Origin of the sequence: Achromobacter arsenitoxydans SY8, from assembly GCF_000236785.1 — a bacterium.
Lineage (GTDB): Bacteria > Pseudomonadota > Gammaproteobacteria > Burkholderiales > Burkholderiaceae_B > Achromobacter > Achromobacter arsenitoxydans.
The window spans coordinates 82,174-104,829 of sequence record NZ_AGUF01000052.1; the positions used below are offsets into that span (position 1 = coordinate 82,174).

20 protein-coding genes are annotated in these 22,656 nt (G+C 57.6%); 7 read left to right on the top strand and 13 right to left on the bottom strand.

Translation table 11 applies throughout. The annotated features are described in order from the left end of the window. The first annotated feature begins 94 nt into the window (after positions 1 to 94). Entirely contained in the window at positions 95 to 1,366 is a 1,272-nt protein-coding gene (gene eno, locus KYC_RS14515) for a phosphopyruvate hydratase (protein WP_043518536.1), read from the top strand. On the opposite strand, the gene KYC_RS14520 is transcribed toward eno, so the two are convergent. Next, positions 1,356 to 2,228 (bottom strand): LysR family transcriptional regulator, encoded by an 873-nt coding sequence (locus KYC_RS14520; RefSeq protein ID WP_008163498.1) that lies wholly within the window; start codon positions 2,226 to 2,228, stop codon positions 1,356 to 1,358. The two genes, eno and KYC_RS14520, sit on opposite strands and share 11 nt — an antisense overlap. A gap of 113 nt (positions 2,229 to 2,341) precedes the next feature. On the opposite strand from KYC_RS14520, the gene KYC_RS14525 reads away from it, so the two are divergent. Beyond that, positions 2,342 to 3,046 (top strand): ribonuclease activity regulator RraA, encoded by a 705-nt coding sequence (locus tag KYC_RS14525; protein WP_008163500.1) that lies wholly within the window; start codon positions 2,342 to 2,344, stop codon positions 3,044 to 3,046. A 122-nt stretch (positions 3,047 to 3,168) separates the two neighbouring features. On the opposite strand, the gene arsH is transcribed toward KYC_RS14525, so the two are convergent. The 8 genes from arsH to KYC_RS28780 all read right to left on the bottom strand — a co-directional run bounded on the left by arsH (position 3,169) and on the right by KYC_RS28780 (position 12,496). Then, entirely contained in the window at positions 3,169 to 3,891 is a 723-nt protein-coding gene (gene arsH / locus KYC_RS14530; RefSeq protein ID WP_008163502.1) for an arsenical resistance protein ArsH, read from the bottom strand. Continuing rightward, complete coding sequence (arsC, locus tag KYC_RS14535; RefSeq protein WP_008163503.1) at positions 3,884 to 4,306, bottom strand: arsenate reductase (glutaredoxin); 423 nt, start codon at positions 4,304 to 4,306, stop codon at positions 3,884 to 3,886. The genes arsH and arsC overlap by 8 nt, the downstream gene beginning before the upstream one ends. Positions 4,307 to 4,309: 3 nt before the next feature. Next, positions 4,310 to 5,539, bottom strand: a complete 1,230-nt coding sequence (locus tag KYC_RS14540; protein WP_050814878.1) for an MFS transporter — start codon at positions 5,537 to 5,539, stop codon at positions 4,310 to 4,312. Between the two features lie 2 nt (positions 5,540 to 5,541). Beyond that, entirely contained in the window at positions 5,542 to 6,621 is a 1,080-nt protein-coding gene (arsB, locus tag KYC_RS14545) for an ACR3 family arsenite efflux transporter (RefSeq protein ID WP_008163508.1), read from the bottom strand. A 67-nt stretch (positions 6,622 to 6,688) separates the two neighbouring features. Then, on the bottom strand, positions 6,689 to 7,015 hold the full coding sequence (locus KYC_RS14550; protein ID WP_043518460.1) for an ArsR/SmtB family transcription factor: 327 nt from the start codon (positions 7,013 to 7,015) through the stop codon (positions 6,689 to 6,691). 746 nt (positions 7,016 to 7,761) lie between these two features. Further along, positions 7,762 to 9,759 (bottom strand): hypothetical protein, encoded by a 1,998-nt coding sequence (locus tag KYC_RS29475; protein WP_139026517.1) that lies wholly within the window; start codon positions 9,757 to 9,759, stop codon positions 7,762 to 7,764. A gap of 2 nt (positions 9,760 to 9,761) precedes the next feature. After that, positions 9,762 to 11,255 (bottom strand): site-specific integrase, encoded by a 1,494-nt coding sequence (locus KYC_RS28775; protein WP_081478036.1) that lies wholly within the window; start codon positions 11,253 to 11,255, stop codon positions 9,762 to 9,764. Then, positions 11,255 to 12,496 (bottom strand): site-specific integrase, encoded by a 1,242-nt coding sequence (locus KYC_RS28780; protein WP_081478037.1) that lies wholly within the window; start codon positions 12,494 to 12,496, stop codon positions 11,255 to 11,257. Before KYC_RS28780 ends, KYC_RS28775 begins: the two co-directional genes overlap by 1 nt. A gap of 636 nt (positions 12,497 to 13,132) precedes the next feature. On the opposite strand from KYC_RS28780, the gene KYC_RS14565 reads away from it, so the two are divergent. Next, positions 13,133 to 13,519, top strand: a complete 387-nt coding sequence (locus KYC_RS14565) for an ArsR/SmtB family transcription factor (RefSeq protein WP_008163517.1) — start codon at positions 13,133 to 13,135, stop codon at positions 13,517 to 13,519. A gap of 17 nt (positions 13,520 to 13,536) precedes the next feature. Here KYC_RS14565 and moaA read toward each other — a convergent pair whose 3' ends face one another. The 4 genes from moaA to KYC_RS14585 form a co-directional block, all read right to left on the bottom strand. Next, complete coding sequence (gene moaA, locus KYC_RS14570) at positions 13,537 to 14,631, bottom strand: GTP 3',8-cyclase MoaA (RefSeq protein WP_081478038.1); 1,095 nt, start codon at positions 14,629 to 14,631, stop codon at positions 13,537 to 13,539. Between the two features lie 79 nt (positions 14,632 to 14,710). Next, entirely contained in the window at positions 14,711 to 15,040 is a 330-nt protein-coding gene (locus KYC_RS14575; RefSeq protein WP_043518464.1) for a c-type cytochrome, read from the bottom strand. Between the two features lie 30 nt (positions 15,041 to 15,070). Beyond that, on the bottom strand, positions 15,071 to 17,554 hold the full coding sequence (locus tag KYC_RS14580) for an arsenate reductase (azurin) large subunit (protein ID WP_008163524.1): 2,484 nt from the start codon (positions 17,552 to 17,554) through the stop codon (positions 15,071 to 15,073). Between the two features lie 14 nt (positions 17,555 to 17,568). Next, positions 17,569 to 18,099 carry an arsenate reductase (azurin) small subunit gene (locus tag KYC_RS14585; protein ID WP_008163528.1) on the bottom strand — a complete coding sequence of 177 codons (531 nt, stop codon included), beginning with the start codon at positions 18,097 to 18,099 and terminating at the stop codon, positions 17,569 to 17,571. 287 nt (positions 18,100 to 18,386) lie between these two features. On the opposite strand from KYC_RS14585, the gene KYC_RS14590 reads away from it, so the two are divergent. The 4 genes from KYC_RS14590 (at position 18,387) to KYC_RS14605 (ending at position 22,625) form a co-directional block, all read left to right on the top strand. After that, the gene (locus KYC_RS14590; RefSeq protein ID WP_238531929.1) at positions 18,387 to 19,148 is read left to right on the top strand and encodes a substrate-binding domain-containing protein; all 762 of its coding nucleotides are present in this window, start codon (positions 18,387 to 18,389) and stop codon (positions 19,146 to 19,148) included. Then, positions 19,145 to 20,650 carry a sensor histidine kinase gene (locus KYC_RS14595; protein WP_008163536.1) on the top strand — a complete coding sequence of 502 codons (1,506 nt, stop codon included), beginning with the start codon at positions 19,145 to 19,147 and terminating at the stop codon, positions 20,648 to 20,650. The genes KYC_RS14590 and KYC_RS14595 overlap by 4 nt, the downstream gene beginning before the upstream one ends. Then, the gene (locus KYC_RS14600; protein WP_008163538.1) at positions 20,647 to 21,996 is read left to right on the top strand and encodes a sigma-54-dependent transcriptional regulator; all 1,350 of its coding nucleotides are present in this window, start codon (positions 20,647 to 20,649) and stop codon (positions 21,994 to 21,996) included. Before KYC_RS14595 ends, KYC_RS14600 begins: the two co-directional genes overlap by 4 nt. 137 nt (positions 21,997 to 22,133) lie before the next feature. Further along, positions 22,134 to 22,625 carry a MarR family winged helix-turn-helix transcriptional regulator gene (locus KYC_RS14605; protein WP_008163542.1) on the top strand — a complete coding sequence of 164 codons (492 nt, stop codon included), beginning with the start codon at positions 22,134 to 22,136 and terminating at the stop codon, positions 22,623 to 22,625. Positions 22,626 to 22,656 lie beyond the last annotated feature (31 nt).

The following is a 22,656-nucleotide window of genomic DNA, read 5'->3' on the forward strand; positions in this document are numbered from 1 at the left end:
GCATTTCTCCAATTTCCTGCCTATATCGGATCGCCGGCAGCCGGCGAGGGCAGGGAAGTTTCGTTCAATTACCTGACATATTGGAGTCATGCGCATGCACATCGTCAACATCCAGGCGTTCGAGGCGATCGACAGCCGCGGCAATCCCACGCTTGAAGTCGAAATGGAACTGTCCGACGGCGCCCGCGGCCTGGCGCTTGTGCCGTCCGGCGCGTCCACCGGCGCCCGGGAAGCGTGCGAACGGCGCGACAAGGATCCGTCCCGGTTCCGCGGCCGCGGCGTCCGGGACGCGGCCCACAGCGTGAACACGGAACTGCGCGCCTTGCTGCTGGACAGACGCGCCGATCAGCAGGCGGCCTTGGATCAGGCGATGATCGCCCTGGACGGCACCCCCGACAAAAGCCGTCTGGGCGCCAACGCGATCCTGGGCGTGTCGCTGGCCGCGGCGCGGGCGGCGGCCTCCAGTCTGCAAGTCCCGCTATGGCGCTACCTGGGCGGGAGCCAGGCCTGCGTGCTGCCGGCGCCGATGATCAATGTGCTCAATGGCGGCGCGCATGCGGACAATCCGCTGGACTTCCAGGAGTTCATGATCTTGCCCGTGGGCGCCGCCACGTTCGCGGAGGCCGTGCGCATGGGCGCGGAGGTCTTCCATGCGCTCAAGGATGCGCTGAAGCGCGCAGGGCATTCGGTGAACGTCGGCGATGAAGGAGGCTTTGCGCCGGACTTGCGTTCAGCGGACGAAGCCCTGGATTTCCTGATGGCCTCTATTGAGCAGGCTGGCCTGCGGCCTGGCCAGGACGTCGCCTTGGCGCTGGACCCGGCCGCCAGCGAGTTCCATCGGCCCGAAGGCTACGTGTACGCGGGGCAAGACAGAAGCCTGAGTTCTGAGGAGCAGGTCGGCTACCTGATGGAACTGACGCGGCGCTATCCCATCATCTCGATCGAGGACGGCATGGCCGAGGACGACCTTAGCGGCTGGACATTGCTGACCGACCGGCTGGGGGCCCGGTGCCAGCTGGTCGGGGACGATGTCTTCTGCACCCATCCCTCCTTGTTTCAAGCCGGCGTGAAGCAGGGCGTCGGCAACGCCATCCTGGTCAAGATGAATCAGATCGGCACCCTGACAGAGACGCTGCAGGTCTTGAGGATTGCGGCCCGTCACGGATACCAGGCGGTCATATCACACCGATCCGGCGAAACCGAAGACACCAGCATTGCCGACCTGGCGGTGGCCTGCAATTGCCCGTGGATCAAAACCGGTTCGATGTCGCGCTCGGACCGCACGGCCAAATACAACCGGCTGATGCGGATAGAGCGCGAACTCGAGGCGGCGGCGGTGTATGCGGGCAGGCTGTTCACTGGCTGAACCGTTCGGCGGCTTCGGCAATGCGTTGGGCAAGCAGGGCGGCGGCAGGCTGCCTGCTGTCCGACGGCCGCTCCACCAGACCGATTTCCCGGTAGAACGTCGCGTCGCCCAGCTCCTTTATCACGACGCCCCTGGGCACCGACAGGGCTTTGCTGAGGGGCAGGAGCGCAACGCCTATACCCCTGCGCACAAGCCGGGTGATCGCGGGCAATTCGTCCAGCTCTATGGCTTCCCTGACCGACAGCCGCGAGCGCCGCAGGAACTGGTCGACCAGCCTGCCGCCGAAAGACGCGCGGTCATAGCGGATGAACGGTTCATTCTGCAGGAGATCCTGCCAATCCCGATGCGCCTGCTTACCGGGGGCCATCAGCACGAAGGGCTCGCTGAACAAGGCCCGCCAGCGCAGATCTGCGGGCAGGGCGAACGGAGGTTTGATCATGACGGCAATGTCGACTTCGCCCGCATCCACTTGTCCCAGCAGATTGAGCGAAAGACCGGGCACCAGCCTGACACGGTAGCCCGGATTCATGCTCCAGAATTCCGCCAGCGCGTCCGTCAGGAACGTCGACTGCGCGGAGGAGATTGATCCGACCCGGATCAGGCCTGTCTTAGGGCTACTGGCATTGCGTCCGAACTTCTCGTAGACCGACATCAGTTCTTCCGCAATGGCCAGGGCTTCGCGGCCGCTGCTATTGAGGTTGGCCGCGCGTCCCGTCCTGTCGAATAACGGATAGCCCAGCTCTTCCTCCAGCCGCTGGATCTGCGCGCTAACGGCCGATTGGGTCAAGCCCACATGCGCCGCCGCATTGGCGAAGGTGCCGTATCGCACCACGGCCATGAAAGTCTGAAGTTCACGCAGCATGGTTTTGATCGAAATTATTGATGCTCAGGCTAAAAATATATCGCTTTTCCTGAATGAAGGGCGCCCCTAGACTAGATCCATCCGCCAATCCTGATATCACCATGGAGAGACACATGACGGTTTCCGATGAGGTTTATTTCAAGGCGCTCTCCGGCGTCACGACGGCCACGCTGACCACCATCCTGCTGAAGAAGGGGTTGCGCAACGTCTGGATTCGCGGCGCATTCCCGCTGGCCCAGGGCTTGCCGCGCATCGTCGGGCGCGCATTCACCGTGCGCTTCGTGCCGGCCCGCGAAGACCTGGCCACGCCCGAATCGTGGTCATCGCCCAAGTCCAGCCGCGGCGCCATCGAGCAGATGCCGTCTGGCTGCATTGCCGTGGTCGACGCCATGGGCGTGAAAGACGCCGGCATCTGGGGCGATATTCTTTGCGCGCGCATGGCCAAGCGCGGGGTCGCCGGGCTGGTGACCGACGGCGTCGTGCGCGACCTGGCCGGCGTGCTGGGCACCAAGCTGCCCGTCTGGGCCAGCGGCGCGGCGGCGCCGCCGTCGGTGGCCGGCCTGACCTTCGTGGATTGGCAGCAACCCGTTGCCTGCGGCGGCGTCGCGGTGTTCCCGGACGACGTAATCGTCGCCGATCAAGATGGCGCCGTCATCATTCCGGCCGCGCTGGTGGCCGATGTGGTCGACGCCGCCGTAGAACAGGAGCGCTTCGAAGGCTGGATCATGGACGAAGTCAACAATGGCGCCGTTCTGCCGGGGCTGTACCCGCCGAACGAAGCCAACAAGGCCAAGTACGAAGCGTCCAAGAAGAAGTAATAGCGCGCAGAATAGAAAAGGGGCGATGCCGGGAATACCGGCATCGCCCCTTTTGCGTTCCTGGCGCCCAGCATCAGGCGGCTGCGGGATTGCCAATCGTGCGGATAAAGGCGCGATGGAGCCTAAATCGAGGCTTGCTCCGCCCGGTTCGACAGCGCAATGGCGGATTCCCTGCGCTCGCTGTAGCGGTCGACCAGGTAGGGCGCGACATCCCGCGTGAGCAATGTGAACTTCATCAGCTCCTCGACGACATCGACCACGCGGTCATAGTAGGGCGAGGGCTTCATCCGCCCCGACTCGTCGAACTCCTGGTAAGCCTTGGCCACCGACGACTGGTTGGGTATCGTCAGCATTCGCATCCAGCGCCCCAACACCCGCATCTGATTCACGGCGTTGAAGGACTGCGAGCCGCCCGATACCTGCATGACGGCCAGCGTCTTGCCCTGGGTGGGGCGCACGGCGCCCACCGATAGCGGAATCCAGTCGATCTGCGTCTTCATAAGCCCGGTCATGGCGCCGTGGCGCTCGGGCGAGCTCCAGACCATGCCTTCCGACCATTGCACCAGTTCGTGCAGCTCGCGGACTTTAGGATGGGAGTCGCTGGCGTCGTCGACCAGCGGCAGCCCGGAGGGATTGAAGATACGTGTCTCGCCGCCCATGGCTTGAAGGAGTCTTGCGGATTCCTCGGCAACCAGGCGGCTGTAGGAACGATCGCGCAACGACCCATAGAGCACCAGGAAGCGCGGTGCGTGGGTGGCGCGCCTGGGCGTAAACAATGCCGTTCTGGACGGCGGTTCCAGCAGTGACGGGTCGATGTTGGGCAAGTCTGCAATGTGCTCAGACACGATGGCCCTCCGCATTGATGAGCGGCTCGCCATCCTCCTTGTTGAAGGCGCCAAGCTGGGGCCGGGGCAGAATGTCCAGGACCACCTCCGACGGGCGGCACAGACGCGTGCCCATGGGAGTGACCACAATGGGCCGATTGATCAGAATAGGGTGTTCAAGCATGAAACCGATCAATTGTTCGTCCGTCCATTTCGGATCCGATAGCCCCAGTTCGTCATACGGCGTGCCCTTTTGACGCAGGACGTCCCGCACCGGCATCCCCATCGCCGCAATCAGCGACTGCAGCGTGCTGGCGTCGGGCGGGGCCTTCAGGTATTCGATGATGGTCGGCTCTTCGCCGGTATTGCGGATCAGGCCCAGCACATTGCGCGACGTGCCGCAGGCCGAGTTGTGATAGATGGTGATGGAACTCATGAACTACCTCTCTTGATGCAAGACTGAGACTTGACTGTCCGGCTTGTGCTGGGCGCGCAGCAGCATCAGCGCGCCGCAGGCGGCCAGGCCAATGGCGCCGGACAGCCACAGCGCGTTGGCGCCCCAGGCGTCCAGCGCAAATCCGAAAAGAAGCGGGGAAAGCGCCTGCGCGAACCGCGCGGGCATCATTAGCCAGCCCTGGCGGGCGCCATACCCCTGGGCGCCAAACAGCACCAGCGGCAAGGTTCCCTTGGCGATCGTCAGGATGCCGTTGCCAGCGCCATGCAGGATCGCGAACACGGGCGCCATGGCCGGTCCGGCCGTCAGCAGCATCGCCACGCCCACGGGATGCGCCACTGCGGCCAGGCGTGCGGACAGCAGCGGATGAACGCGCCGCAAGAGCCCGAACTCGAGCACCCTGCCGGCCACCTGCGCGGGGCCGATCAGCGCGCCAGCCGCAACCGCTGCGGCGAGCGTGGCGCCCGCAGCCTCCAGCATCCGCGGCAGATGCGTGGCCATCGCGGTGCTGATGAACCAGGTCGCGGCGAAGACAAAGGCGAGGAGGGCGGTTGCGTATCCGGAACGCGGGGCCGAGGGAGCAGGGGACGGGGATGCCGAGGAAACCGCCTGCGCTGGATCCGCGGCAGCGAGTCTTTCGGGTTTCGCATGCGCTGGCAACTTCGGAAGCCAGGCATTCAGCGGCAAGCCGATAAGCAGATGTATGCCGGCCCAGCCCAGACAAGCGTTGCGCCAACCGAACTGCGTGTCCATCCAGGCTGATAAGGGCCAGCCTACGGTGCTTGCAAAGCCCGCAATCAGCGTAATGCCGGTGATCGCGCCTCGGGCGTGTTGCCCATACAGGCGAACCAGGCTGGAGAACGCCGCTTCGTACAGGCCGGCGCCCATCGCCGCGCCGATGACCAGCCAGGCGGCGACCATCGTCCAAAGACCCTGGGCGAGTCCAAGCATCGCGAGTCCGAACGCGAATGTCAGGCTCGTGCCGACCAAGACCACGCGGCCACCGCGCCGGTCAATCGCTTGGCCGGCCCACGGACCAACCAGGGCCGATACCACCATTGCGCCGGAAAAGGCTGCGTAGACCGCTGGCGTCGGAACGTCCAGTTCCGCGGCCATCGGCGCCGCCAGCATGGCGGGCAGGTAATAGGACGAAGCCCAGGCCAGCGTTTGGGCAATGCCCAAGGCGCCGACGACGCGGACGGGCGCTCCCGACACCGTCAGCCCCGGCAGGCGCCAGCGTCGTACCAGTCCTTGGACTGGTTCACGACGCGCACGACCAGCAACATCACCGGAACCTCGATCAGTACGCCGACCACCGTCGCCAGCGCGGCTCCAGACTGGAATCCGAACAGGCTGATCGCCGCAGCGACGGAAAGTTCGAAGAAGTTGGATGCGCCGATCAGTGCCGACGGGCAAGCAATGCTGTGCTTTTCTCCCAAGCGACGATTCAACCAGTACGCCAGCCCGGAGTTCAAAAGCACCTGAATCAGGATCGGCACCGCCAGCATGGCGATCACCAGCGGCTGGCCAAGGATGGCTTCGCCCTGGAACGCGAACAGCAGCACCAGCGTCAGCAATAGCGCGGCCATGGAAAATGGTCCAATCCGGGCCAAGGCCGCTTCGAACGCTTCCTGCCCGCGGCGCAGTAGCGCACGACGCCAGAGTTGGGCGAGGATGACCGGAATCACGATGTAGAGCCCGACGGACACCAGCAACGTATCCCACGGCACGGTGATGGCCGACAGGCCAAGGAGCAGCCCGACAATGGGCGCGAACGCGAACACCATGATCGTGTCGTTCAGCGCAACCTGGGACAACGTGAACACCGGATCGCCACCGGTCAGCCGGCTCCAGACGAACACCATGGCGGTACACGGCGCGGCGGCCAGCAAAATCAGGCCGGCGATGTAGCTATCCAACTGGTCGCCGGGCAACCATGGAGAAAAGACCTGACGGATGAACAGCCAGCCCAGGAAGGCCATCGAAAACGGTTTGACGGCCCAATTGACGAACAGCGTCACGCCGATGCCGCGCCAATGCTGTTTGACCTGGCCAAGCGCTCCGAAATCGACCTTGAGCAGCATTGGAATGATCATTACCCAGATCAGCAGGCCGACCGGCAGGTTGACTTGGGCGACTTCCAAGCGCCCAATGGCCTGGAACAACGCCGGCATGCTCTGGCCAAGTGCCACGCCGAGCACGATGCAAACAAAGACCCACAATGAAAGCCAACGCTCGAAAGCGCTGAGCCCCGGGCGCTGGCGCGAAGCCGGAACCGCCTGTGTGATGGAAGACATGGGTTTACTCCCGGGATTGGCCGATGCCGGCAGGAATGTGGAAGGGATTCATGGACACAACTCCCGATCAGCAGGTCTGGCAGGCGTCAGGATTGGCAGCCTCGCACGAGGCGCCTTGGCAGCAATGCTCGGTGAGATACCCGAGCAAGCCATTCATCTGGGAGAAATCGGCGCGATAGATCAGGTTGCGGCCTTGTTGCTCAACGCTGACCAGACCGGCGTGCGCCAGCTCCTTCAGATGAAAGGACAGCGTGTTGCGCGCCACGCCGAGCTGTTCTGCCAGGACGCTGGGCATCATTCCGGGAAGGCCAGCCACGACAAGCGCGCGAAAGGTCCGCAATCGTTGGGGATGGGCAAGGGCGCCGAGCGCTGAGATGGCTTGATCTTCGTTCATGGTTCGATAGTACAACGATTATTGAACTACGGATGGGGGTGCCATACCGCATTCCTTCCCATCAAGCCATAAACACTACTTTACATATGCCCCATGTTTTGGGTTCGCGTGCCCTATAACTAGTTGATATTAAAAAACATTTCTCGAATTTCCGCCTGAGTCCGTTCATGAACATGCACTCGATCTCAAGCTAGTGACCGTTCTCCGCAAATGGGAGCGATTTCGGCATATTCAAAAGTTATGCGCGCCCTGTTCATCGTGCACGTGTTGGTTTTCTGTCGAAACTTCTAGCCAACCGGTCGACGACGATATGTCTCATAAAGCTCACTGCACCAGGTTTCTGTTATTGGGTAGTAGCGGCCTCAGTAGAAATTCAATGTCCCAACCCTTTGCTGTGGCATTGGCAACCACTCGACACAGCTGTTCAATCTGGTGGTCGAGGGCAGCTTGGAGCGCCGTATTCTCGTTCTCCAACTCTCGGATCCGTTCGGCCTGATTTCTTCGCTGTGTTCTCGGGGTCACTGCTCCGCAAGCATCCAGCTGCATCTGAATAGCAAGGTGAATTCTTTGCTTGCGGGCCGCAGTGTGTAGCGTGGACCTACTGTTTAAACCTAGCCTAGTAGTAAGAGCCGAGAATGAAATAGGGGAATTATCCAGGCCATCAGCGAGCATTGATTCCAGCTCCCTATCCAAGAGCTCGTCCAAAGCCAATCCTTTGGCTCGCGTCCGCTTTTTTTTCATTTCCATCAGACAGAACTTCCCCTTTTGGCCTTTATTGACGTAGCGGCACCTTTCGCACCGGGAAAAACCGGTATCGGATTGAGCGTTGATACCTGCGGACCGAGCGCTATTGCTTTGCGAATACCCACAATCTTTCGCTTTTGCTCCTCTACCCACTTGTCCGCGCCGGCTTCGACGTCTGATTCCGCTTCCATTTTCTGCAATACTTGTAGGTTTAGCTGCAGAAGCTTCTTAAGATTATCCGCTTCTCGTGCATCATTCGTCCGGTGCAAATGCCCACAGTTATCAAAGCACTGGAGGTGCTTGGTACAAGGTTCTCGCGAAAAGTCGTTCGTACAAATTCCCCAAAGAGTAACGTGCACCCCTCCAGCATGCGTCTCTAGAAATGCTTCTGCCTCAACCGGATCTCGCGCGGCGAGATCATGGTAGGTCTCGGCAAGCGCTCCACGAATCCTGCCGCTGACGATACCGGCCTGTAGATACTTAACCTTTTCGTGGTACGACTGGAATTCCACGAAGGCGGAATGAAACTTCAGCTCGGTATCCAAGGCCACATGTTGATAGTAACTATTTTGGCGTATGTCCTTGCGACCCATGGCTAATGCTTGTTGAATCTCAGTCATTCCGCCAAGCTTGTACAGGGTGTTCCGCCAGTGTCTCGATTGGTGTGTACGCAGGGATATCCGGCTACCGTCGGCCTCGGTCAGCCTTCGACGATCAAATATTGACTCGGCAGATTCGATATTTCCTAGAGCACCGCTGATATCGGTGAAGGACACGAGCCGAGGCAGCAGATAGTTGACGGATTCGTCGCGCTCCTTAAACCGAAAATATCCTGTGAACGCAATCGCGAGGCATGCATGTAATTCCAGGATTACCTTTCCATCTTTTTTTAGCGCAGCTTGAGGTGGCCGCCGAGCCATGAAAGCTCTCTCGACATCTCCGGCAAGATACTCTGGTTCTCTCGCAACGATGCGAACAGGTTGCACCCCGAGCTTTCTAAGAAGACGATCTAGATTATAGGCTTTCGAAGCTCCGACAAATCGATGCACCAAAGACCGCGGCACGATCTCTTGAGGTGAAATATCCCACAATCTACCGGGATTATCGTGTTGCCAAGCCGCTGTCTTGCGCACATTTCGCGTCAGGAAAGTCAGCCGCTCGACAGCGCGTTTTGCCAGGGGAACGTCCGAATCCGCTAACCAATGAACGCGAGACTCGAATCCCTTTTCTGGAAAATATCGAATTCCGCATTCCGTATAAGGAGAAGCCTCTTCATTGTCTTTTGATATAACTGAATTATTACGATCTCGTACGTCTCTTTCGATCCAGCAGTCTAGAGGAATGAGCAGAGATTCATTTATTCTTGTTCCGAGAGCAATGTGCAAGTCGATGATTCGCAATAATATTTCTTCCCGCTCATTAATGGGGCTATTGGTACATTGCGCATACGCGACCATTGCTTCCTTACTTGGCAGTTTGGAAGGTAAGGCCTCCCGTTCTGCCTTGGGATCGTGACGCAACCTGGGGGCCGGCGCCGAGACTCCAGAGACGAAACCGATCGGCTGTGTGGTTAATTTATATTTATCAATGAGGCTGCCCAAGACCTCAAGGCAATTAGCGGCATCATAGAGATTCTTGTAATTTTGGCGTTTCAGGCGTTCCACGACATCGTGAAACCGATCGTTTGTAAGGTCTGCTGGGTCTGCGCAGCGCGTCGAGGGCAAAACGTCGTACAAACGTCTTATTCCAATCAAGTAAGCATTTAACGCGGCGAACTTTGGCCGTTTCTGCTGATGGACCGCAAGAAACAAGGCTTTAGAAAAATCGCTAAATTTTTCGGGTAGGGGAGTGACAGTACCTAGAATTGTGAAGGGGAACTGCCTCGATTTCACACCTCTGACTTCAAGCCAGTCATCCGCACACCAATGGGAATCCTCCCAGTTTCCGGGGATTTTTACGGCATCGAAGTACTTGCGTTGGCGAGAAATGAATTCGTCCATGATCAATGCGATCCTTCGATATGAGCTTTGCAGCGCTCCAAAATATCGCTTGCATGTTCGATTGTTTTTTCCAATTGCAATACGACTTTGTTTTCGCCCAAATCAAGGGATTGATCAAGCATAAGCTGTACTTCACTGCGCAGCGCAGCAATTACGTTGTCGTGTTCGCCGTTAATAAAGGGCTGAAACTTCCTGCAGGTGTAGCATGAGTAAATAGGATTTTTGCTGCATGCAGTATCGACGTCTAGTCCACATACTCCGATGTTCCCGATGTACCGTGTGGCAACGACTCCGCGAACAATCGTCGCCGAATCAGTGGCATCATGGCGATGAACTAGAGCCCCCGTCATAAGGCTCATTAACTCCTTGTAAGTCGCATTCTTTCCAAGCGCTCTAGCCTTGATTTTTGCAATTGCGGGAGTCGCCTGGACGTAGTATCGGGCAGCGATCTTTGTTGTGTGGTCCAGCATGTCGGAAATCAAGTCGCCAGGGGTACCTTGATCGGCCAGCTTCTGCGCCATGTTATGTCGGAGAAAGGTGCTTGTACCTGGACTGAGCTTCGCTTGCTGACACATCCATACGATTGCGTTGCGTATGAGTTCACCAGATACTCGCCGGTTACCTGAATCGACAAAGAGTGGCAGTTCCTCAACCTCTGCGCCAAAATTCTTAACTCGTAGTGCAATAAGGTTTTTGAGCTTCTTGGCAAGAACCTCTGAAACAACGCGATTTCTATATGATGATTTGTAGCTTCGCTGCTTCAGGCGAATAATTTTGAGATGAAAGTAGCTAACGCCATTCGGTCCAACGACCTCGACCAGATGATTCCCATCTACTCCCGCAACCTGCTCTGTACGCAGACCTAGCTCCCAATTCAGATGCACCATGACGTTGTCACGGAAGGCGAAGTAGCTCGAGTCATCGGCCGTGTTTTCGAGAGCAGCGACAAACAGACTTTCCTCTGCTGCTGTAAAGACGCTATTGCGTAGCTTTACGGACTTATATGATTCTGCTTCGGGCGCTGCAATATCGTCCAAAAAAGAAGATATCTCACGCGTGAAGCCAGCTATTTTCTTGAGCGACGCCCAACGATAAAAAACCCGAAAAACGAGAAATATATCTCGCTTTGCTTGAAAACCACCTAGGATAGCCAGGCACGCCTCTGCCGACCATGGGAAGGGGTGCCTTTCCAACACGTCTTGGTTGCTCATCAACAGCTTGAAGTTTCCATCCGCTGTTAAGGGCGAATTCGCTGAGAGGCGGTACCAAATAAAGCGACGCATCGCGTCTTTCACCCGGTGCTCAAGCCTACATTTTCGCCAGTCGATCGAGCAGTAACGCTCATGCATCCAGGTATCTCCACTCGTATCGACGAAAATGCCATCTTCTACGAAGCGAGTTCGAATGCGTACTTTTGGCGGAACGCAATTATGGGAACTATCTATCTCTGCGCTAAATAGATTTGGTTCGATTTTCTCAATAAATCGTTGTTTCATTATCCCCGCCCATTTCTAGTGGCGTCCTCCCAGGCCGCATTAACTCGGTCCTGATTCTCTTGATTCGCTTGTTCCGCGATCCATTTTGCCGCATAACGCTGCGGCATTTTTGAATTCAGCTGCCAGCCGCACAGATATCTCAACTCGTCTGTAGCACGTTCAATTTCAACCTTGGTTTTATCCACCCGCCAATCCAGATAGTTATTGCAGAATGTGTTGCGCAAGATGTGAGGATGCAGTGCGATTTTTGTGTGTTCAAAGGCGGCCTTTTTCATAACTGAAAAAAGGCTATTAAGCGCCGAAAGAGAGAGCGGAGAGCCTCGCTCAGAAGTAAATAAGAACTGATGAGATAGGCGACTGCGCCTGCCTTCTCGGATAGGACGACGCTCCATCTGGATATATTTCTCTATATCCAGGAACAGTGATCCACTAATTCCGACGGTACGAGGAAGCGTTTTCTGAGCGGGAGGAATTGCGCGTATCTCAGATGGATCGTCGGGCATTCGTCGTAGAACCACGTAAAATCCTTCATCTTTTTCGACGACATCCGTGGTTTTGAGCTTAAGTAGTTCTCCGCGGCGCGCTCCCGTCTCAACAAAAAGCCGGAAGATTAGCCAGTTGCGAACCCGGGCGTTGCGACGAAAAGGATTATTGCTCGCTCGCGGATGGAGAATAAGTAGAACAGCATGCAGATCCTGGCTGTCGAGTCCTTTCATTTCCGCGACTGACGCTCCGCCAAGATAGAGTGCGTCAAAACCAGACCGAATTCGGTCTTTTAAGGCCAATATTCGCTCACCTACCGGTGTCGCTGGCGCTTTAGGCAGATATCGTTCGGCGGCCCACGTCAGGAACATCTGGACAGTGTGGAGATACCCATTGAAGCTTGTGGGATGAAGCCAGTCATCGGCGTCCTTCGATCGAGGTTTTCCGATTCGACCAACGATTTTGGTCGTCACGCGTCCGGTCCGGAGCCAGAATCCAAAGTGTTCTATTCTATTTATGACAAGATCTACTTGGCCGGCAAGGGCAAGCTCATCAAAGTCGCGACCGAGTTCACAGAATGTCCATTGGTATAGCCATTTGAAAATCTGGACATCTCGGCGCAAAGTGCTGACCGCGCGGTGACGGCGGCGCAAGACTGTGTAGATCAGAGGAAGTATTGCCGGTGTTTGGTGAGGTGTTCTGCACAGCACCGGAAAAACCTCCCCGTGATTAAAACGGGTGTTATGAACTTCAAACATTCGGATCCACAGCAAAGAGAGTCGTAGAAGGCTACAAGGGAGCTGGGGAGCTCACAAGACCGCGTGATCATCATGAACATGACCAACATCGGACGTTTGCGACGAACGCAGCCGCTTTCCCAGGAAACCTTTGTCTTTCCTGGCTTCACACATGCGACCAAATGGGGCATAGCCGACAGTGCGACTCGGCAACGTGTCGGTAAATCAGCCGTGGGCTTCTGCACACCCGAGCCGCGCCTAAGCGCTTAGTGTCTGAAGGGCAGCAGGTGGCAGACGAGGCCCCCCCCACCCCAACTGGTCTGCGACTACGTAGCCGCGACTCTGCGCGCCGCAATGCCGAATCACTTGCAAATTGCAAACGAAAGATCGGCCGATTGAGCTCCTGTCGCAAGCTCGGGGCTGTATCGCGAGGAGATCGACAACGAACTCGGTCCGGGGCAATTGACGAAGCCTGCCTAAGACACCGAAGTGCATCCCGACGCTGACGGAATGTTGCTGACACTAATCTGTCATCTATGGGATATAGTCTGTCCGGATATCCAGAACTAACGATGCATCGACTTTTCCATGGCCATAGCTAGCATGCCCTCGCCGGCAGTTGCGAGTCATTTCAACGCAGATCTTCCGCGCGATGGGATGACCTTTCAGCATGCCTTAAGCGCGTTTCACGCTCTTTCCCAGCCCACTAGACTCGAGATTTTTCGTTTTCTAATGGCGAGAGAACCGGAAGGCGCGCCTGCCGGCCTTATCGCGGAGACGGTGGAGGGACCACACAATACCGTGTCTCAGCACCTGTCAGTCCTTGCTCGCGCAGGATTGATTCGAGGCGACCGTCAAGGGCGAAGCATTATCTATCGTGCGGACGTGGGTGTCATGGGCACGCTGATGTCCTTCATGTTGACGGACTGTTGCCATGGCCATCCGGAGGCATGTGCACCCGTCATCGCAGCGCTCGCCGGCCACTGCGACTGCGACATCGTGGTCAACAAAAAGCAGCCTACCCCAAGAAAGAAGAAGAGCTAGCGCGAACGTCGGTCACCCTAGCCTCCGATGTAGCTCATCTCGATCTTGTGCTGACGCTTTGCCACTGCGCGCACCTCTGAGTATCGATCCCCACGAGATAGCCATCGCGTCGCTAGGCGTGCGACCAAGGTTTGATCTTCCGTTTCGGCCCGCAGCATCGAGCGGATGTCGTCGCCTTGCTCGGCAAACAGACAGGTATACAGTTTGCCGTCGGCCGAAAGGCGCGCCCTTGAGCAATCACCGCAAAAGGGATGGCTCACGCTGGAGATCAGCCCAATTTCTCCCTGCCCATCCAGGTACCGCCAGCGGCGAGCAACTTCTCCCGGCGTCGCAGGCGCCACGGGCTCGAGCGGGAAGTGCATATGGATTTGCTTCAACACGTCATCGGAGGGCAGCACAGCGTGCGCCGTCCAGCCGTTGGTCGTGCCGACATCCATGAACTCGATGAAGCGTAGCGTATGGCCCGTACCGCGGAAGTGCCGCGCCATAGGCAAGATCTGGTCATCATTGACGCCACGTTGCACCACCATGTTGATCTTGATGTGCCGAATGCCTGCATCGTGAGCCGTCGCAATTCCGTCCAAGACATCCCCCACGGATGCGGACGTATTGGCAATCCGAGCGAATGTGGCCGGCGCGAGCGCATCGAGGCTGACATTGAGACGCCGAAGGCCGGCGGCCGCCAAAACATGTGCTTTACGCGCCAGGAGCGCGCCATTGGTCGTCATGGCCAGGTCGATTGGCTCGCCTGCAAGGGTGACAAGGCGCGCCAGCTGCGCCACGAGGTGCTCCAAGTCCTTGCGCAAGAGAGGTTCGCCACCACTCAAACGGATTTTCCGTACTCCGAGACGGATGAACGCGCGGGCTGTCCTCTCGAGTTCGTCAAAGGTCAGCAATTCATCACGGCGCAGGAACGGGTAGTCCGCCCCAAAGACCTCTCTGGGCATGCAGTACGTGCAGCGAAAGTTGCATTGATCAATCACTGAAATTCGTAAGTCTCGAAGAGGGCGTCCAAGCGTGTCTTCGGGCTGTCGATCCATCGGCAGTTCGGTTAAAGGTCCGGTCAGTTGCGAACGAGCAACTCGGCGATCAAGCAGGGGGGCTTCAATCATTTTTTGATATGTGAGTTGCTAGTAGGTCAGGGCAGGGGCCGCCAACATTAAGCGCGAACCCGCCCCATGACACGATGCGTCAGCCCGGCGCGCCGCTAAGGATCCAGTTCACGACCTGCTTGGCTTCGTCGGGCGAGATGCCAGGGTTGGGGGGCATCGGCACGGGCCCCCATGTGCCCGCGCTGCCATTCTTAATTTTGCCCACGAGAAGGGTCACCGCATTGGGATCGTCCTTGAACTTGGCACCGACATCCTTGTATGACGGGCCCACGACTTTGCGGTCCACTGCATGGCATGCCAAGCAGTTGTTCTTGCTCAGAATTGCATTGACCGCAGCGTCGGGCGCCGCCAAACAGGCAAGTGATGTAGATGCCAACCCGAGCGAAACTAGCAGCTTGATGGTACGCATGAAACTTGATTCTCCACTCGATGAAAGAAGTTAGCCGAGTACAAATCGGCGGCTCTTGAAGCTGATCGTGCGTCGAAACTCCTCGACAGAGCCGACCTTGCGGATGTTTCCCCATGTGCCTTTGTAATAGGGGATGATGTTGCGGTCGGTCCAGTCAGTCGTAACGTCGCCCTGGATCCCATTGACGTAGCCAAACATCATGAATGTTTGCCCGCGCTTGATCTCAGGCACGGGATACACCATCGCGTAAGTCGATCCGAAATCGTTGTAGACCTCAACAATGTCTGAAGCCTCGACCCCCAGCTCCTTACAGTCGTCGGGATTGATCTCGATGTAGGCCATCGGATAGCGTTCCTGGGCGAAGCTGTTGTACTGGTCGTGATAGGCGGTTTGCCAAATTTCATTGTTTCGACCGTTGTTCAGCCAAAACTTGTACTTTTTCTTTTGCGCTGCAACCGTCTCGGGCAGTCCCTGCCACTTGGCTGGCTTGAAGTGGGCCTTTCCGTCAGAGGTGTCGAATTTCCCGTCCGTATAGAGCATCTCCGTGCCTTTGAGGCGACCATCTGCATAGGCCTGAACGGGAAGCTGAACACCGTTGTTGCCGGCGGCGGCGAGCCGTTCGTACGTGACCAGATGCCCCGTATCACCACCCTGGCTGTCTATCTTGGGCGCGCCATCCTGGCCCGCGCGACGGAACCCATCATTGAATGCGTCTTCCTCGGTTTTCCAGTCGAATCCGGAAAAGCGGTCCACCATTTTGCTGTTGCCTTCCTTCTCATACATCGCCTTTAGCGTGTTGGCGATTCGCGCCGCGATCAGGCAATCTGCTTGCGCCTCCCCGGGCGGGTCCATGAATTTCTGAGATAGGCGGATGCGTCGCTCGCCGTTCATGGAAGTGAGGTTTGTCTCGCCAGGGTGAGCCGCTGGCAGCATGAGATGCGCAGCTTCCGCGAGCTTGGTCGGATAGAGGTTGATGCTCGCTACAAACAGTCCGCCTTGTTGCGTGGCCGCGTAAATGATGTCGACCAATTCCTCGGTTGACGCGCCCCGGGCCTTCTGCATCGCTTCTTTCACAATTGCCGCCCGTTTGAGGACGGCGACGCGGAGCGCCTGGGCGTTGTTGCTGGTTTGGAAATTATTGGAGCCCCACCAGGTCATCATCCGGCCTTTGCCCTTGATGAGCTCTTGATCGATGTAGATCTTCTTGTCGCCAGGGTAGGGCGGCCGGGCATACCCCTCCTGGTGCCCACCCATGCGCACGCATCCTGTGCCGCGACGTCCCACGTTGTGGGTCGCAATCACCAAGTCCAGTAGTGCCGATTGGATGACGTAATTGTCGTTCCCCCAGATGATTCCCTTTTCATAGGCATGCATCGTCCTGGGCAATTGCCCGGTCTTCTTCGGCTTGTACGACCACTCCGCCGCCTTTTTGAGATCTTCGACCGGCACACCCGTAATCTTGCTGCATTCATCCAAGGACATGCGGTTCGTCTTAACCGCCTCGTCGAACCCGGACGTGTGGTCTTTAATAAAGGGCTTGTCGATCCAACCCTGATCAACCACGTAGGTGAACAGCCCGTTGAACAAGGCGATGTCGGTGCCTGGTTCGATCGCCAGGTGCAGCAATCTGTCCTTTCCCACAATCTGCCTTGCTATCGCGATAGACGGTGTGTCTCGCGGGTCGACGAATACGATACGGGTGTCGGGAAGATCTTCCCCCGCAAAGCGCGCCTTCTTCTTTTCGACGGTCTGCCCGTAAAGGTTGGGAACCCAGTGATTGAGGAAGTAGTTCGTCTGCGATTCGTAGGGGTTATTGCCGATAGACCACAACACGTCGGCAAGCTCGGCGTCTTCATACGCATTGTTGAGTTCACCGATGCCCATTTCACGCGTGGCGTGGCACTCCGAGTTGTAGGCGGGGCGGTTGTGGATGCGCACCATTGGAGTCTGCAGGGCAGTGAACATCAGCTTCCCCGTTCCCCAGGTGTTTTCGAACCCTCCACCAGCCCCGCCGTGGTCGAAACAGGAGAACACGATGCCTTCTGGGCCATCGTTGTCCAGCACCTTCTTTAGCAGCCCCGCGTATAGTGCCAGAGCCTTATCCCAGGGCGTATCCACCCACTGATCGGCCGCATACATCCGAGGCTGACTCAAACGCGCCTTCCCATCGCCATCGGGCGTGTACATGTAGCTCGCCATGCGGCCACCGCGAGTAGAACTCAGGCCGCCATTGACCACGCATTCCTTGTCCGGAACGATCATGATGTTGTGACGTGACCCGTCGCGCTGCGTGATGACGTTGGTCATCGCTGGTGTTAGCGTTATGGCGAATGGCGACAATTGCTGGCGGAAGTCCTGGCCCAGCGCGTTCTCTTCCGGAGCGCGGCCTCCCTCGCTTTGCTCGGGCCATTTATAGACGTGGTACCCACAGCCTACGATGCAAAAGTGGCACGTCATATTTGTGCGTGCAGCATCTTTGGGCGGCAGGGTGATGCGGTCTTTAGGTGCAGACATGAGAGCCTCCCGACTTAGAGAATGTTGGCCTGGCGGCCGTAGATCAGTCCCTCAACGCCCACTGCGGAAACGGCATCCGAACTGGCGTCATAGCGCAACAGAATGCGCGGGAGGTTCTCGGTGGCTTGCCCACATATCATCTGACCCGCTTTCTCGGCATCAAATTCGCTGAAGTGGCAAGGGCACTTGAACGTCTTTGTCTTGTTGTCGAACACTGTCGGGCAACCCATATGGGTACACATCGTGCTAAAGGCGACGATGTCGTGATCGGGCCCTACGCCACCGGGAACTGGATGGCCTAGCTTCACCGCGGTACACGGCGAGGCGCTGTCCGGATAGGTGAATTGCAGCGGCGTATCGGCCGCGAGTTTTTTCGCCATGCCGATTGACCTTACGGGGTAGGGCAGCGTGGTGCCAGTGTGTGGCGCAGCCGGTGTCTGCGCCTGGACGGGCACGATAGGAATTAGAGTCGCGGCCGCAACCGCGCCACCTGTGCCGCTTAGCTTGAGAAAGCCGCGCCGGGTGAAGATCTGTGGGTCGGACATGTCGATATTTCCTATTGAAACGAAATGACGGCTTCAGTACTCTGTATCCCTATAAGCAAAGGGCATGCCAAGTAGCTTTCGGACGGCCCTGCACAGTGGAGACGAAAAAAATGCACCCGTTGCCCTGTCGGAACGGTAACTACGAGCGGCCTAGCGCGAGCTCGACGTTACCTTCCGGTAACCGTCGCCGCTTTCTCGCTGCCGGCGCTGCATCCATCGCAATGTGTGCAATGCCGCAACGGGCAACAGCCGCCGAGCCACTCAAATTGGGCACCACTGCCGTCTTCTTGGACGATCAGCTCCAGTTGTTGGACATTTGGCGATCCGACCTGCAAACCGTGCTGAAGCAAGAGGTGCGATTCGTTCAGAGGCGCAGCTACGGCGAGATCGTGGATCTTCTTTTGCGTGGCCAAATCGACGCAGCTTGGATCTGCGGCTACCCCTATGTCCTGAACGCCGATCGGCTCAGGTTGTTAGCAGTGCCGCAGTACCGGGGAAGGCCGCTGTATCAGTCGTACTTGATCGTGCCGCAGAAGGATCGCGAAACGTCGGAGATTGGGGACCTGCATGGACGGGTTTTTGCCTACAGTGATCCGCTGTCAAACTCTGGTTTCCTGGTGCCACGCACAGAGCTGCTGACCGAGCATCAAGATCCGCTCACTTTCTTCCGCAAAGCTTTTTTCACGTTTGCGCATAGCAAAGTCGTGGAGGCGGTAGCCGCCGGCCTGGCCAATGGCGGGGCGGTTGATGGATACATCTGGGACAGCCTTGCATCACAATACCCAGCACGGTCTGCCGGCGCGCGTGTCGCCTGGAAATCACCGGAGTACGGCTTTCCGCCTATCGTCGTGAGCGACCAAATTGCGCCCACCACGGCCACAGCATTGCGCGACGCGCTGCTTCACATGCATGAGCGTCCAGGAGGGCGTCTCATTTTGCAGCGCCTCTGCCTGGACCGCTTTGTAGGGGGCACCGATGACATGTACGACGACATCCGCAGTTTGGTTCGCATATCCGCGGGCGAGAATCTGGCGCAGGACTCGACATGAATTTTGGCCGCTGGAATTTCTGGTCCAGAGTTAGTTACCGCTACAAGGTGCCGCTCGCCTTGGCAGCCGCGATCGTTGTGACGGAACTCGTCGTGACTGTGACGTTGGTTCGCACCGCGTATGTCGGCATGCTTCGAGACACACGTCAAAGCGCGAAGACCCTGACACAAGTGTTGTCCCTGTCGGTGCGAGAGCCTTTGGTGCGTGATGACCTTTGGCGTGTCTATGAGGCGCTCCGTATTCCGCTCGCCGCAGGAGATGGCGCCCCGGGATTGCGGTCGATCCTAGTGCTAGACCCCAACTTGCGTGTCTACGCTTCGTCCGATCCGCAGCAGTTTCCGGTACTTACGCCGAGTGCTGCACTGCCAACAGAACTGCGAGCGGCAGCCGAGACCCTGCGCGGCGATCAACGCGCTTTTGTCTTCACTTCGCCGGATAGTTTAGATGCGTCATTGGCAGTCGCCGGCGCTGCCGTTATGTCTGAGGACGATGGCCTGGCCGGATATGTGCTCGCTGCCTATGACGCGGGTACGTGGCGACAACGGCTTTATGACTTGGTCGCCCGGGTGCTACTTGTCAGCATTCCTGGACTGCTGTTGCTACTAACTCTCGGGTGGCTCTGGGGAAACAGGATTGCCCAACCACTCCTCTCTTTGGCCAGGGCCACCCAGCGCGTCGGTCGCGAACCTGCCGCCAATATCGAGCATTCGCGACACAAGGACGGCAGCGACGAGATCGCGGCGTTGAGCAAGAGCTTCTCGACCATGCTCAAGCAGTTGGAACGGCAGGAAGCTCTAGAGCGGGAAATCATTGCCGCGGAGCGGCTGGCAGCCGTGGGACGAGTCGCTGCGGGAGTCGCGCATGAGATCAACAATCCATTGGGTGGCATGCTAAATGCGCTGGATACTATAGAAAAGCACGGTTCCTATGATGAGTTGACGGGGAAGACGCTCGGGCTCACGCGTAGGGGCCTGATGCAGATTCGGCGCACTGTGTGCGCGCTACTGGTGGAAGCCCGTCTGGACTCGCCGTTGATGCACGCTAGCGACTGGCAAGATCTGCGAGTGCTTATCGAGCCCGAATTATCCGAGAAGGGCGCCACTTTGCTGTGGGATGTCACGGCGCAGCAAGAGTTGCCACTACCTTCACATCTGGTGCGACAACTGACCTTGAACCTGCTCATCAATGCGAAAAATGCGGTTGATCTGGGCGGGACGGTCAGCTGCACAGTAACCGGAATCCAAGATCAGCTAACGGTGGAAGTCGCCAATTCTGGACAACACATTCCGGACGATGCGCTTCCACACCTGTTTGAGCCATATCGAGTGGATGCGCAGAAGGGCAGCAGGGCTCGTGGCTTAGGGCTATGGGTCACCTACCAGATCGTCACGCAATTGGAAGGCACCATCGAGGTGGTCAGTGAAGAGGGCTATACCGCCTTCACGGTGACACTGCCGTGCGCCACACCTATACAAGAAGAGCATCAGGAGACACCGACGTGATACAGCCATACGTATGTCTAATTGAGGACGACGCCATCATGGGCGAGTCCATTGTGGAACGATTCCGCCTTGAGGGGATTAGGACCGATTGGTTCTCGAAGGCAAATGATGCGAAGACAGCCATTCAAACCAATTCCTACGGGGCGGTGATCAGCGACATTCGACTGCCGGACTTGGACGGGGACGAGCTCTATCGGCAATTGGTCGCGCAAGGCTGTACCTTGCCGCCATTCATCCTGATGACCGCCTATGCCACCGTGGAAAAGGCAGTGGACTTGCTAAAACTTGGCATCAAGGACTATGTCACCAAACCTTTTGAGATCGCCAGTCTGATCCAAACCGTGCAAGATGTCTTGCCAATCGATGTCTCTCCGGAGAGCCAGACTGAACTCGGCGTGTCTCAAGCGGCCAAGAACTTGCACCGTCTTGTGCCCCGGGTCGCAGGACGGGCTTCGGCAGTGCTGTTGATTGGCGAATCAGGTGTGGGCAAAGAGGTCTTGGCGCGATTGATCCATAGTCAAGCTCGACGCGAAACTGCCACACGGCCGTTCGTCGCTGTGAACTGTGGTGCCATCGCGCCAACGATTGCGGAAGCTGAGTTTTTTGGCTATGAAAAGGGGGCATACACCGGCGCTGATAAGGTCCGGAAAGGCTACCTAGAACAAGCCGATGGCGGGACATTGTTCCTGGATGAAGTAGGGGAGTTGTCGCCGTCCCTCCAAGCGGCTCTATTGCGAGCAATACAGGAAAAGCGCATCCGTCGGCTCGGCGCCGAACACGACACCCACACTAAGTTCGACCTAATCTGCGCGACCAACCGGAACCTTTCGGAGATGGTGGCCGCAAAGTCGTTCAGGGAAGACCTTTACTACCGAATCAACACGGTGACCCTTGAAGTCAAGCCATTGCGCGAACGTCCTGAAGATGTCCTATGGTTGGCCAAGCGATTCGCCGCAAGCATCGCTGAGCGGCTAGGAGAACCTGCGAAGACGCTTCATCCACTGTCTTTGATCAGGCTCCAAACGTATCCGTGGCCAGGCAATATCCGCGAACTACACAACAGAATTGAGCGCGCCTGCCTGGTTAGCCAATCCAACATGCTGATGCCAGGAGAGATTTTTCCCGAGGAGCCTGACGGTACTCACTATCCGGACGAGTTGCCCACGCAAGAAGAAGCAACACTCACTGCCTATCAGCAGGTCTGTGAGCGGCTTTACATCGAAGAGGTTCTACGACGACATGGGGGTCGGATCCAGGAAACGGCAGACGTCCTGAGCATCTCGCGAAAGAACCTTTGGCAGAAGATGAAACGCTACGGTATCGACTCCAAAAATGCAGGTGACTAGCCCAACGAGATGCGAGGCTTCACGGTGTGGATGGACGGACGCATACGTAGCCCAAGGACTGCCCAACACCTGAGAACGCTTGACGTACAGCAAGAATTCCAATAACGTTGGCACTAACAACTAAATGGAATTTGTCCATGGATCAGAGCACAAGGCGCCCTCTACCGCAGGACGCAGAGGCGCTATACGAAGCTGTGAACCAGCTTATTAGGGTGCATCAGTTCCGCGATCGTGATCGCATTTGCTGCTATGACGTTTCGGTAGCACAGTGCTACGCCCTGGAAACGCTGGTCAAGCAAGGCCCCCTCAGGCTTCAAACGCTCGCGCAGGAAATGTTCTTGGACAAGAGCACGGCCAGCCGAATTGTTGATTCGCTCGAGCGGAAGGGCTACGTCAGCCGGGTGGAGGACGCCTCCGATCGCCGAGCGGTGCAACTGGAGCCGACCGCAGCGGGACACGAGCTATATCAGACCATTCGCGCGGACTTAGTGGCCGAGGAATTTGCGATGATCGAGAACATGCAGCCCGAGGTACTGGATGCATCGTTGACGCTATTGCGGCAACTGACGCGCGCGGCGCAAGCACGCTGCGGTGTCGCCTCCACATGTGCTCCCGATCCGCAGCCGTAGGCGATTACGGTTTTTTTTGTCCATTTGGTTG